Origin of the sequence: Enterobacter sp. BNK-16 (assembly GCF_048684955.1) — a bacterium.
Classification (GTDB): domain Bacteria; phylum Pseudomonadota; class Gammaproteobacteria; order Enterobacterales; family Enterobacteriaceae; genus Enterobacter; species Enterobacter bugandensis.
Window position 1 is genome coordinate 549228 of record NZ_JBLQTQ010000001.1, and the last position, 12577, is coordinate 561804.

The window sequence follows — 12577 nt, forward strand, 5'->3', positions numbered from 1 at the left end:
TCAATCCAGACTGTTAAAAGTGGGGAACCAGGTTCGCCTTCTGGATATTACTCAGCGCGAACACTTCATCTTTGCCTTCGACTGTTACCGTGATCATTTCACCATCAACGGCTTTGATAATTCCCTGCCATTTACGGCGGTTCTGTACGGCCATACGCAGAACGAGAGCCACTTCTTCACCGGTAAAGCGCACATAGTGCTCGGCCGTGAACATCGGGCGATCCAGGCCAGGTGAGGAAACTTCCAGGTTGTACGCAACGGTAATCGGGTCTTCAACATCAAGAACCGCACTCACCTGGTGGCTGACATCAGCACAATCATCAACATTGATGCCATCTTCACTATCAATATAGATGCGCAGCGTCGATGTACGGCCGCGAACGAATTCGATGCCGACCAGTTCGTAGCCCAGTGCTTCGACCGGTGCAGTAATCATCTCTGTTAATTTTTGCTCTAATGTGGACAAGCCCACCCCCAAGACATAAAAAAAGGGCGTAAAGCCCAGTTATTCTGTAGTCAGATAACAAAAAACCCCGATAAATCGGGGCTTTAGATAACTGAACCCTATAGCCACAACTGTGGCCTGGAGCACTCTCCGAAAGAATTTTTTCAAATCCAGCTACGAAGGCTCTAAGTCTTCACAGTATATTTGAAAAAGAACTTTATGGGAAAGTGGTTGCGGGGGCCGGATTTGAACCGACGACCTTCGGGTTATGAGCCCGACGAGCTACCAGGCTGCTCCACCCCGCGCCTGAAACGTGGCAAATTCTACGCGTTTTGGACAGAATTTGCAAATAATGCTGGGATTTGGTACCGAAGACGGGACGTAAAATCGGCGTTTAGTATATTGATAGTTGACCCCACCTGTCAACCCAGCTTCCGCCAGAGAGAACAGACCAAATTTTTTACAAAAAACGCATGAGTCTCTTCCGGTATTCGATAAAAGATGATTAAATGAATACTCACTTATTTTGCATAAAAATGCACAAGAGAACGAAAGCGGTCTCTAATCAGTCAATCAAGCAGGGTTTTATTCTATGACGACGATTCTCAAGCATCTTCCGGTAGGACAACGTATTGGCATCGCTTTCTCAGGCGGCCTGGATACCAGCGCTGCACTGCTGTGGATGCGCCAGAAGGGAGCGGTTCCGTATGCATATACTGCGAACCTGGGTCAGCCGGATGAGGACGATTACGATGCTATTCCTCGTCGCGCTAAAGAGTATGGCGCAGAAAACGCGCGACTGATTGACTGCCGTAAGCAACTGGTTGCTGAAGGTATCGCCGCTATTCAGTGCGGTGCGTTCCATAACACTACGGGCGGCCTGACCTATTTCAACACCACCCCGCTGGGTCGTGCCGTCACCGGCACCATGCTGGTTGCCGCCATGAAAGAAGATGGCGTAAACATCTGGGGTGACGGCAGCACCTATAAAGGCAACGATATCGAACGTTTCTATCGTTATGGCCTGCTGACCAACGCGGAGCTGCAGATCTACAAGCCGTGGCTGGACACCGACTTCATCGACGAGCTGGGTGGTCGTCATGAGATGTCTGAGTTTATGATTGCCTGCGGCTTTGACTACAAAATGTCCGTTGAGAAAGCCTACTCTACCGACTCCAACATGCTGGGCGCGACGCACGAAGCGAAGGACCTGGAATTCCTGAACTCCAGCGTGAAGATCGTTAACCCGATCATGGGCGTGAAGTTCTGGGACGAGAGCGTGAAGATCCCGGCAGAAGAAGTGACCGTGCGTTTCGAACGTGGTCATCCGGTTGCCCTGAACGGTAAGACCTTCTCTGACGACGTTGAACTGATGCTGGAAGCAAACCGCATCGGCGGTCGTCACGGTCTGGGCATGAGCGATCAGATTGAAAACCGTATCATCGAAGCGAAAAGCCGCGGTATCTATGAAGCTCCGGGGATGGCGCTGCTGCACATCGCTTACGAGCGTCTGCTGACCGGTATTCACAACGAAGACACCATCGAGCAGTATCACTCTCATGGTCGTCAACTGGGCAAACTGCTGTATCAGGGTCGCTGGTTCGATCCGCAGGCGCTGATGCTGCGTGACGCGCTGCAGCGTTGGGTAGCGAGCGCGATCACCGGTGAAGTGACGCTGGAACTGCGTCGTGGTAACGACTACTCCATTCTTAACACCGTGTCGGACAACCTGACCTATAAAGCCGAGCGTCTGACCATGGAAAAAGGTGAGTCTGTGTTTTCTCCGGACGACCGTATTGGTCAGTTGACCATGCGTAACCTGGATATCACCGATACCCGTGAGAAGCTTTTCAACTACGTTGAGAATGGTCTGCTCTCCGCGAATTCCGGTAACGGCCTGCCGCAGGTTGAAAACCTGGAGAATAGCGATAAGAAGTAATCGCTGATGTAACATGCAAAAGGCGCCCAATGGGCGCCTTTTTGTTTGGCTTTTGTAGGGCGGGTAAGCGCAGCGCCACCCGCCATTTTGCCCGGTGGCGCTGCGCTTACCGGGCCTACGAAAGGCAAAAGCTACAGACGAAAAAAAAGACGTCTTTCGACGTCTTTCTTCTGGAATATTGGTACCGAGGATGGGACTCGAACCCACAAGCCCGTTAGGGCACTACCACCTCAAGGTAGCGTGTCTACCAATTCCACCACCTCGGTACGGAATACTTACTGCGGGATATCGCTGGTTGGCTTAGCCGGTGCAGCTGGCTGAGTCTGCTCAGTTTTGGCTGGCGCGCTCAGATTTTCCCACTCGCTTCCTTTGCTGGTCTTGTTGCTGTTGATATTGCCCAGCACCAGACTGATGATGAAGAACAGCGTAGCCAGAATCGCCGTCGTGCGGGTCATGAAGTTCGCAGAACCACTTGAACCGAACAGCGTACCGGAAGCGCCTGCTCCGAAGGAGGCTCCCATATCAGCGCCTTTACCTTGCTGCAGCATGATCAACGCTACGAGAGCGATGGCTACAATAAGGAAAACAACTAAAAGAGCTTCGTACATAATCAACCTGTTCCTTGCGGATTTGCCGCATACCAATGCTTCGACCAATTAGCAGGATTTTTGTTTCCCACTGAAGCGGGTGTGAATACTAACCAAAGCGAATCACCTTCGCAAGGGCATTTTCGACGCATTGTATCAACTGCGGAAAAAAACAGCAAAAAGCCATTAATTGCTTAAAACAAAGGCGGCAAACGCCGCCTTTTTAAACATTTAGCATGCAAGATTATGCAGCTTTTACGGCATCCGCAATACGGTGCGCAAATTCGGTGACCTGCGCTTCGTCTTCGCCTTCCACCATCACGCGGATCAGCGGTTCGGTACCAGACTTACGCAGCAGCACGCGCCCACGGCTGCCCAGGGCCGCTTCAACGTCAGCCATTACCGCTTTCACGTTGTCATTTTCCAGCGGATCGCCTTTACCCGCAGTGAAACGCACGTTCACCAGGATCTGCGGGAACATTTTCATCCCGCTGCACAGATCGTGCAGGCTCATATGGTTGCGCGCCATCGCGGCAACCACCTGAAGCGCGGCAACAATGCCGTCACCGGTAGTGGTTTTGTCGAGCAGGATCACGTGGCCGGAGTTCTCAGCACCAATGCGCCAGCCTTTCTCCTGCAGCTTTTCCAGCACGTAGCGGTCGCCCACTTTCGCGCGAACAAACGGAATACCGAGCTGTTTCAGCGCCAGCTCCAGACCCATGTTGCTCATCAGCGTCCCAACCGCGCCGCCGCGCAGCTGACCCTGGCGCAGGCCTTCACGGGCAATGATGTAGAGGATCTGATCGCCGTCGACTTTATTACCTTCGTGGTCAACCATGATCACGCGGTCACCGTCGCCGTCCAGAGCAATACCCAGATCGGCTTTTTCCGCCAGCACGCGCGCCTGCAGGGCGCGCACGTCCGTCGCCCCGACTTCTTCGTTAATATTCAGACCATCCGGCTCGCAGCCGATGGCGATCACTTTCGCACCCAGCTCGCGGAAGACATTCGGCGCAATGTGATAGGTCGCACCGTTCGCACAGTCCACCACAATTTTAAGATTCGCCAGGCTCAGCTCGTTCGGGAAGGTGCCTTTGCAGAATTCGATATAACGGCCCGCCGCATCGACGATACGGTTCGCTTTACCCAGCTCGGCGGAATCAACACAGGTGATCTCTTTTTCCATTTCGGCTTCAATGGCCTCTTCCACTTCGTCCGGCAGTTTGGTGCCGTCAATGGAGAAGAACTTAATGCCATTGTCATAGAACGGGTTATGAGACGCCGAGATCACAATTCCCGCTTCCGCGCGGAAGGTGCGCGTAAGGTAGGCAACAGCAGGCGTTGGCATTGGGCCAGTAAAAGAGGCTGAAAGCCCTGCCGCTGCCAGACCCGCTTCCAACGCAGATTCCAGCATATAGCCCGAAATACGGGTATCTTTACCAATAATGATCTTACGTGAGCCATGACGCGCCAGCACCTTGCCGGCAGCCCAGCCGAGCTTCAGAACAAAATCAGGGGTAATTGGAGCATCGCCTACGCGCCCACGGATACCATCGGTACCAAAATACTTACGATTACTCATAGCGTTTGTTTTCCTTCGCTGCCAGTGTGGCTTCCACCACACGCATGGCTTCTACTGTTTCTTTGACGTCATGGACACGGATAATGTGCGCGCCTTGCATCGCCGCAATTACCGCGCAGGCCAGGCTGCCACTCAGGCGCTCGCTCGGTCCTACATTCAGCAATTGGCCAATCATCGACTTTCTCGACATACCCACCAGCAGTGGCAGACCAAAGTGATGAAATTCCGATAAGCGCGCAAGCAACGCATAATTGTGTGAGAGATTTTTACCGAAACCGAACCCCGGGTCGAGCAGCAATTTCTCTTTTGGGATGCCTGCACGCTCACAGCGTTCAATATGCTCAATAAAGAAGCGATTCACGTCGGCAAAGACATCATCATACTTCGGCGCTTCCTGCATGGTTTTCGGTTGCCCCTGCATGTGCATCAGGCATACCGGCAGGCCGGTTTCTGCAGCGGCCTCGATCGCACCCGGTTCGGTCAGCGAGCGGATATCATTGATAATGTGAGCACCCACTCTCGCCACTTCACGGATCACTTCTGGTTTGGACGTGTCGACGGAGATCCACACCTCGAAACGTTGCGCGATTGCCTCAACCACCGGCACCACGCGCGCCAGCTCTTCTTCCACCGAAACATCTGCCGCGCCGGGACGCGTCGATTCACCGCCCACGTCAATGATGGTGGCACCCGCGTTGATCATTAGATTTGCGTGCTTAACCGCGTCGATAAGCGTGTTATGCGTGCCGCCGTCAGAGAAGGAGTCAGGGGTAACATTCAGGATCCCCATCACGTGCGGATGTGAAAGATCGAGATGCGAGTCCTGGGCGAAGAGTTTCATGGTCAAATCCCTGGTTTTAGTATGGTTTAACGGAAAAGAAAAACCCCGGAGCAAGCTCCAGGGTTTGGGGTACAGACAAACGCTTCAACAGCAGTGACTTACTTGTCGCCCAACTGCTCTGACATGGTGTTGCCCGGGTTTGGCGTACGCGGTTCATCGACCGGACGCGGCGCGCGCGGGGTACCATTGTTGTCAGAATTGTTGGAAGCGCCTGGGTCTTCCCAGCCTGCTGGCGGACGCACTTCGCGGCGAGCCATCAGGTCGTCAATCTGCGGTGCATCGATGGTCTCATATTTCATGAGTGCATCTTTCATCGAATGCAGAATGTCCATATTGTCGTTCAGGATCTGACGCGCACGACCGTAGTTACGTTCAATCAGCGCTTTCACTTCCTGGTCGATGATACGTGCCGTCTCATCGGACATATGTTTTGCTTTCGCCACGGAGCGGCCCAGGAATACTTCACCCTCTTCCTCTGCATACAGCAGCGGACCGAGTTTGTCGGAGAAGCCCCACTGAGTCACCATGTTACGCGCCAGGTTTGTCGCCACTTTAATGTCGTTCGACGCACCGGTAGAAACATGTTCTGGCCCGTAGATGATCTCTTCCGCCAGACGACCGCCGTACAGGGTCGAAATCTGGCTTTCCAGCTTCTGACGGCTGGCGCTGATCGCGTCGCCCTCAGGCAGGAAGAAGGTCACACCCAGCGCACGGCCGCGCGGAATAATCGTTACCTTGTGTACCGGATCGTGTTCCGGCACCAGGCGACCGATAATCGCGTGACCCGCTTCGTGGTAAGCCGTGGACTCTTTCTGCGCTTCCGTCATCACCATGGAGCGACGTTCCGCACCCATCATGATTTTGTCTTTCGCTTTCTCGAACTCTACCATGGAGACCACGCGCTTGTTACCGCGAGCGGCAAACAGTGCAGCTTCGTTGACCAGGTTAGCCAGGTCCGCACCGGAGAAGCCCGGGGTACCGCGCGCAATGATGGCCGCGTCGATATCTGGCGCCAGCGGTACGCGACGCATGTGCACTTTCAGAATCTGTTCACGACCACGAACATCCGGCAGACCGACAACAACCTGACGGTCGAAACGGCCTGGACGCAGCAGCGCAGGGTCAAGTACGTCCGGACGGTTAGTCGCCGCGATAACGATAATACCTTCGTTACCTTCGAAGCCGTCCATCTCAACCAGCATCTGGTTCAGGGTCTGCTCACGCTCATCGTGACCACCGCCCAGGCCCGCGCCACGCTGGCGGCCTACGGCGTCGATTTCATCGATAAAGATGATGCACGGTGCTGCCTTCTTGGCCTGCTCGAACATGTCACGCACACGAGATGCACCGACACCCACGAACATTTCAACGAAGTCAGAACCTGAAATAGTAAAGAACGGCACCTTCGCTTCACCCGCGATGGCTTTCGCCAGCAGGGTTTTACCGGTACCCGGAGGGCCTACCATCAGGACGCCTTTCGGGATCTTACCGCCCAGTTTCTGGAAACGGCTCGGCTCGCGCAGGTATTCAACCAGTTCACCCACTTCTTCTTTTGCTTCGTCACAACCGGCGACGTCAGCAAACGTGGTCTTGATCTGGTCTTCCGTCAGCATACGCGCCTTGCTCTTACCGAACGACATGGCACCTTTGCCACCGCCGCCCTGCATCTGGCGCATAAAGAAGATCCAGACGCCGATAAGAAGCAGCATCGGGAACCAGGAAATGAAGATAGAAGCCAGCAGGCTTGGTTCTTCTGGCGGCTCGCCTACCACTTTGACGTTTTTGGTCAGAAGGTTATCAAGCAGCTTAGGATCGTTCACCGGGATGTAAGTCGTGTAACGGTTACTATCTTTCTTGGTAACGTTGATCTCACGTCCGTTGATACGCGCTTCGCGAACCTGGTCCTGATTGACCTCTTGCAGGAAGGTAGAATAATCCACCTTGCGGCCATTCGACTCGCTGGGCCCAAAGCTCTGGAATACTGACATCAGCACAACGGCAATGACCAGCCAGAGTATTAGGTTTTTCGCCATGTCACTCAAGGGATTAACCTCATATTACAACTGTGTTAAAAACAGCGTCAGGATACTCTATATCCAGTTTCATTCAAACTTTCGTCTGAAATCTCCCGGTTATCATTTTCGCCCGGTCGCTACAATATACACTTCACGGGAACGGGCCCGGGAAGAGTCCGGCTTACGAACTTTGACCTTCGCAAACAGGGAGCGAATTTCCTTAAGATACTCCTCGAAACCTTCGCCCTGAAACACCTTCACAACAAAACTACCACCAGGCGCTAGTACATCACGACACATTTCTAACGCTAGCTCCACCAGATACATGGCGCGGGGGATATCCACCGCCGGTGTTCCGCACATATTTGGTGCCATATCCGACATGACAACCTGAACCTTACTGTCACCAACACGATCAAGTAACGCTTTCAGCACTAATTCATCACGAAAGTCGCCCTGAAGGAAGTCGACACCAACGATGGGATCCATTGGTAAAAGATCGCACGCGATGATTCGGCCCGTTCCGCCGATCTGCGTTACCGCATACTGGGACCATCCGCCAGGTGCCGCACCGAGGTCGACAACCGTCATCCCCGGCTTAAAAAGTTTGTCACTTTGCTGTATTTCATCAAGTTTAAACCAGGCACGGGAACGTAACCCCTTTTTCTGTGCCTGTTGAACATATTTATCGCTAAAGTGTTCCTGAAGCCAGCGGCTGGAACTGGCAGAACGCTTTTTACCTGTCATTTAACATTTCCGTCCTGGTTCATCGTTGCTTGCCTGTGACGTAAATTTCTACGCAGCTATTTGGCGATATAAGGGAGATGGCGGTAGAATGAACCGTTTTCAATCCCAACGTAAGCAAAAATATACGATGAATCTGAGTACTAAACAAAAACAGCACCTTAAAGGTCTGGCACATCCGCTCAAGCCTGTAGTCATGCTTGGCAACAATGGTTTGACCGAAGGGGTGCTTGCCGAGATTGAACAAGCGCTGGAACACCACGAGCTGATCAAGGTGAAAATCGCCTCTGAAGACAGAGACACTAAAAACCTGATCGTGGAAGCCATCGTGCGCGAAACCGGCGCCTGTAATGTACAGGTCATCGGTAAAACGCTGGTGCTCTATCGCCCATCTAAAGAGCGTAAAATCTCGCTGCCACGCTAAGGATATCCTGAATCAATCACATTTTCTGTGTGAAACGAGGGATTTCTTTCAGCAGGCTCAGCAAAATGCCATGCTCCTTGAGTTGATAAAAGGCCGCTATGCGGCCTTTTTCTTTTCTTTACAATGTATCAACATCTTAGTAGAGAAGCGAATTACAGGTATTCAACCTTGATAATTTCGTATTCCACTTCACCGCCAGGGGTGCGGATGGTGACAACATCGTCCTGCTCTTTGCCAATCAGGCCGCGAGCAATGGGTGAGTTCACCGAAATCAGGTTCTGTTTGAAGTCTGCTTCATCATCGCCCACGATGCGATAGGTTTGCTCTTCATCGTTGTCGAGGTTCAGAACGCTGACGGTAGAACCAAAGATCACGCGACCGTTGTTAGGCATTTTGGTGATATCAATAACCTGTGCATTAGACAGTTTCGCTTCGATATCTTTAATGCGCCCTTCACAGAAACCCTGCTGCTCGCGCGCCGCATGGTATTCAGCATTCTCTTTCAGGTCGCCATGCTCACGGGCTTCCGCGATAGCGGCGATGATTTCAGGGCGACGCACGGATTTCAGGAAATCCAGCTCTTCGCGCAGTTTTTCGGCACCACGTAAGGTCATCGGAATAGCTTGCATTTGTTATACCTCTTAAACATTCCTGTTGGGAGCAGTGTTCCCTGCTCCTGCCCCCCGAAGCGGGCAAGAAGCAAAAAGAAAACCGACCCGGGAGCGACGCCCCAGGTCAGCAGCAATTTTTCAATTTGATACGCATTTTACCGCGAAGTTCACTATGGGTCATCGTTTACTTTGCAGTGCCATGCACCGTAGTATGACGGTTTGTTTTCGGGTTGTTAGCGCGAGATTATGCGATTTTCCAGTTTTATCATCGGATTGACTACCAGTATAACGTTCACCGCCCAGGCCGCGAATGTTGATGAGTACATTAATCAGCTCCCCGCAGGCGCGAACCTCGCCCTGATGGTGCAGAAGGTTGGCGCACAGGCTCCCGAGATTGACTATCACAGTCAACAGATGGCGCTGCCTGCCAGTACCCAGAAGGTGATCACTGCCCTCGCCGCCCTGCTCCAACTCGGGCCTGACTTCCGTTTTACCACCACGCTTGAAACCAAAGGTAACGTCGACGGTGGCGAACTGAAAGGCGATCTTATCGCCCGTTTCGGTGGCGATCCCACCTTTAAGCGCCAGGATATCCGCAACATGGTAGCGGTGTTGAAAAAATCCGGCGTGACAAAAATCGATGGCAACGTGCTGATCGATACCTCCATTTTTGCCAGCCACGATAAAGCACCAGGCTGGCCGTGGAACGACATGACGCAGTGCTTTAGCGCCCCGCCAGCCGCCGCGATTGTTGACCGCAACTGCTTCTCGATCTCCCTTTACAGCGCGCCCAAGCCAGATGATTTAGCGTTCATTCGCGTGGCATCTTACTATCCGGTGACCATGTTTAGCCAGGTGCGAACGCTGGCTAAAGGCTCCCCTGATGCCCAGTACTGCGAACTGGACGTGGTGCCTGGCGATCTTAACCGCTACACCCTCACCGGCTGCCTGACGCAGCGCGCCGATCCCCTGCCGCTGGCCTTCGCGATTCAGGATGGCGCAAGCTATGCGGGTGCGATTCTCAAGGATGAGCTGAAGCAGGCGGGAATAACCTACTCCGGCACGCTGCTACGCCAGACGCAGGTCAACCAGCCCGGAACGGTCATTGCCAGCAAACAGTCGCCACCGCTGCACGATTTGCTGCGAATTATGCTGAAAAAGTCTGACAACATGATTGCCGACACCGTGTTCCGCATGATTGGCCACGCGCGTTTCGGCGTGCCGGGAACCTGGCGCGCGGGCTCAGACGCTGTTCGTCAGATCCTGCGCCAGCAGGCGGGAATCGATCTGGGTAACACTATCGCCGTTGATGGTTCAGGATTATCGCGTCATAACCTGATTGCCCCGGCCACCATGATGCAGGTGCTTCAGTACATTGCACAACATGACACTGAGCTAAACTTTATCTCAATGCTGCCGCTTGCCGGACACGACGGTTCGCTGCAGTACCGCGCCGGGCTTCACGCGGCAGGTGTGGATGGCAAAGTCTCCGCGAAAACAGGTTCACTGCAGGGGGTGTATAACCTGGCAGGGTTCATCACGACCGCCAGCGGACAGCGCATGGCATTCGTGCAGTATCTTTCCGGCTATGCCGTCGAACCGACCGACCAGCGCAACCGCCGTATTCCACTGGTTCGCTTCGAAAGCAGGCTTTATAAAGACATCTACCAGAATAACTAGCGATGAAACTACTTATAGTTGAAGACGATCTGTTATTACAGGAAGGACTGGCTCTGGGACTCGCCAATGAAGGCTATGCCCTGGACTGTGCCGGCACCGCGGCAGAAGCAGATGCCCTGATCCAGAGCGGCGAATATAGCCTGGTGATCCTTGACCTGGGCTTGCCGGACAAAGACGGCGCGACGCTGCTTACCCAGTGGCGTCGCCGGGGCATCGCCAATCCGGTGTTAATCCTGACGGCACGCGACGCCATTGAAGATCGTATTACCGGCCTTGATGCTGGCGCCGATGATTACCTGGTGAAGCCCTTTGCGCTTGCAGAACTTCAGGCTCGGGTGCGAGCGTTAATACGCCGTTATCAGGGCCATAGTGATAACTTACTAACCGACGGGGACATTACCCTGAATCTGCAAACCCAGCAGGTATTGCGCCAGTCCCAGCCCGTTGAAGTCACACCAAAAGAGTTCGCCTTGTTGACGCGTCTGATCATGCGCAGCGGACAAACGGTACACAGAGAAACCCTTCAGCAGGATATCTATTCCTGGCAGGACGATCCGGGGTCAAATACCCTGGAAGTCCACATCCACAACCTGCGTCGTAAGCTCGGCAAAGACCGGATTAAAACCGTCCGCGGCGTTGGCTACCGCCTGGAGAGCCAGAAATGAACAGCATGCGTCGGCGATTAATGGTGTTGCTGGCGGTCATTCTGTTATTTTTCCAGCTGATAAGCGTCATTTGGTTGTGGCACGAAAGCCGCGAGCAGATTGGCTTTCTGGTGAACGAAACGCTGTCGGCAAAATCGCGTAACAACCACGTCGAGAAAGAGATCCGTGAAGCGATTGCCTCGCTGCTGGTTCCTTCTCTGGTGATGGTTGGGTTTACGTTGTTTTTCTCGTTCTGGGCGGTCACCTGGATAACCCGACCGCTGAATAAACTGCGCGTGAGCCTGGCTAACCGTTCGGCGGATAACCTAACCCCACTTCCTATGTATTCCGACATGGAAGAAATCGGCGCCGTTACCACCTCGCTCAATCAGCTACTCGCCAGGCTGGACAGTACCATTCAGCAGGAGCGTCTCTTTACGGCTGACGCCGCCCATGAACTGCGAACGCCTCTTGCCGGAATCAGGCTCCATCTGGAGCTCATGGCCCAGTCAGGCTCTACGCAGGCCACGACGCTCATCAGCCGTATTGACCAGCTAATGCACACCGTTGAGCAACTGCTGATGCTGGCCCGTGCAGGACAGGCAATGGCGAGCGGCCACTATGAAACCATCAACTGGACGGACACCATTATCACGCCTCTTGGTCTTGAGCATGAAGCCAAAGAGCATACGGTGATTTGGCCTGCTAAAAGCGCGCTCACGGTTCAGGGAGACGCGGTACTGCTGCGGCTGATGCTGCGCAACCTGCTGGAGAATGCCGGGCGCTACAGCCCGACAGGCACCACGATTACCGTGACGCTTACCGAGGTCGAAGGCGGTACGCAGCTCAGCGTTATCGATCAGGGGCCTGGTATTGACGAAGCGCATCGACAGTCGATCACGGAGCCGTTCCGTCGCCTCGATCAGCGTTACGGCGGCAGCGGCCTGGGCCTGAGTATCGTACAGCGCATCCTGCAGCTTCATCACGGTAAGCTGATGCTGGAGAATGGTGCTGAAGGCGGCCTGATAGCAAGCTGCTGGCTGCCCTCAACGCTGGAATGAAAAA

12 protein-coding genes and 2 tRNA genes are annotated in these 12577 nt (G+C 53.7%); 5 read left to right on the top strand and 9 right to left on the bottom strand.

The annotated features are described in order from the left end of the window. Positions 1–13 precede the first annotated feature (13 nt). Together rimP and ACMGGH_RS02625 are read right to left on the bottom strand one after the other, a co-directional pair. Complete coding sequence (rimP, locus tag ACMGGH_RS02620; protein ID WP_014833432.1) at positions 14–466, bottom strand: ribosome maturation factor RimP; 453 nt, start codon at positions 464–466, stop codon at positions 14–16. A 207-nt stretch (positions 467–673) separates the two neighbouring features. Continuing rightward, positions 674–750: transfer RNA gene (locus ACMGGH_RS02625), tRNA-Met, on the bottom strand. 287 nt (positions 751–1037) lie between these two features. Between ACMGGH_RS02625 and argG the strand changes: the two genes are divergently transcribed. After that, complete coding sequence (gene argG, locus ACMGGH_RS02630; protein WP_028014551.1) at positions 1038–2384, top strand: argininosuccinate synthase; 1347 nt, start codon at positions 1038–1040, stop codon at positions 2382–2384. A 179-nt stretch (positions 2385–2563) separates the two neighbouring features. On the opposite strand, the gene ACMGGH_RS02635 is transcribed toward argG, so the two are convergent. From ACMGGH_RS02635 to rlmE, 6 genes are all read right to left on the bottom strand, one after another. Beyond that, positions 2564–2650: transfer RNA gene (locus tag ACMGGH_RS02635), tRNA-Leu, on the bottom strand. Positions 2651–2659: 9 nt separating this feature from the next. Next, positions 2660–2992 carry a preprotein translocase subunit SecG gene (gene secG / locus ACMGGH_RS02640; RefSeq protein ID WP_021242256.1) on the bottom strand — a complete coding sequence of 111 codons (333 nt, stop codon included), beginning with the start codon at positions 2990–2992 and terminating at the stop codon, positions 2660–2662. Between the two features lie 223 nt (positions 2993–3215). Continuing rightward, positions 3216–4553 (bottom strand): phosphoglucosamine mutase, encoded by a 1338-nt coding sequence (gene glmM / locus ACMGGH_RS02645; protein ID WP_232949058.1) that lies wholly within the window; start codon positions 4551–4553, stop codon positions 3216–3218. After that, positions 4546–5394, bottom strand: coding sequence for a dihydropteroate synthase (gene folP / locus ACMGGH_RS02650; RefSeq protein ID WP_014885377.1), 849 nt, complete (start codon positions 5392–5394; stop codon positions 4546–4548). The genes glmM and folP overlap by 8 nt, the downstream gene beginning before the upstream one ends. A gap of 98 nt (positions 5395–5492) precedes the next feature. Beyond that, positions 5493–7427, bottom strand: coding sequence for an ATP-dependent zinc metalloprotease FtsH (gene ftsH, locus ACMGGH_RS02655; protein WP_013098921.1), 1935 nt, complete (start codon positions 7425–7427; stop codon positions 5493–5495). A gap of 102 nt (positions 7428–7529) precedes the next feature. Further along, on the bottom strand, positions 7530–8156 hold the full coding sequence (rlmE, locus tag ACMGGH_RS02660; RefSeq protein ID WP_003861812.1) for a 23S rRNA (uridine(2552)-2'-O)-methyltransferase RlmE: 627 nt from the start codon (positions 8154–8156) through the stop codon (positions 7530–7532). A 127-nt stretch (positions 8157–8283) separates the two neighbouring features. Between rlmE and yhbY the strand changes: the two genes are divergently transcribed. Beyond that, the gene (yhbY, locus tag ACMGGH_RS02665) at positions 8284–8577 is read left to right on the top strand and encodes a ribosome assembly RNA-binding protein YhbY (protein WP_003861814.1); all 294 of its coding nucleotides are present in this window, start codon (positions 8284–8286) and stop codon (positions 8575–8577) included. A gap of 152 nt (positions 8578–8729) precedes the next feature. Here the strand turns inward: yhbY and greA are convergent, their stop codons facing one another. Continuing rightward, positions 8730–9206, bottom strand: a complete 477-nt coding sequence (gene greA, locus ACMGGH_RS02670) for a transcription elongation factor GreA (protein WP_006812122.1) — start codon at positions 9204–9206, stop codon at positions 8730–8732. Positions 9207–9434: 228 nt separating this feature from the next. On the opposite strand from greA, the gene dacB reads away from it, so the two are divergent. The 3 genes from dacB to pmrB are packed head-to-tail and all read left to right on the top strand — an operon-like array spanning position 9435 to position 12573. Beyond that, entirely contained in the window at positions 9435–10868 is a 1434-nt protein-coding gene (gene dacB / locus ACMGGH_RS02675; RefSeq protein WP_028014554.1) for a serine-type D-Ala-D-Ala carboxypeptidase, read from the top strand. Between the two features lie 2 nt (positions 10869–10870). Then, positions 10871–11533: a two-component system response regulator PmrA gene (pmrA, locus tag ACMGGH_RS02680; RefSeq protein WP_028014555.1), complete on the top strand. Its 663-nt coding sequence runs from the start codon at positions 10871–10873 to the stop codon at positions 11531–11533. Further along, positions 11530–12573 (top strand): two-component system sensor histidine kinase PmrB, encoded by a 1044-nt coding sequence (gene pmrB, locus ACMGGH_RS02685; RefSeq protein ID WP_041907874.1) that lies wholly within the window; start codon positions 11530–11532, stop codon positions 12571–12573. The genes pmrA and pmrB overlap by 4 nt, the downstream gene beginning before the upstream one ends. Positions 12574–12577: the final 4 nt, after the last annotated feature.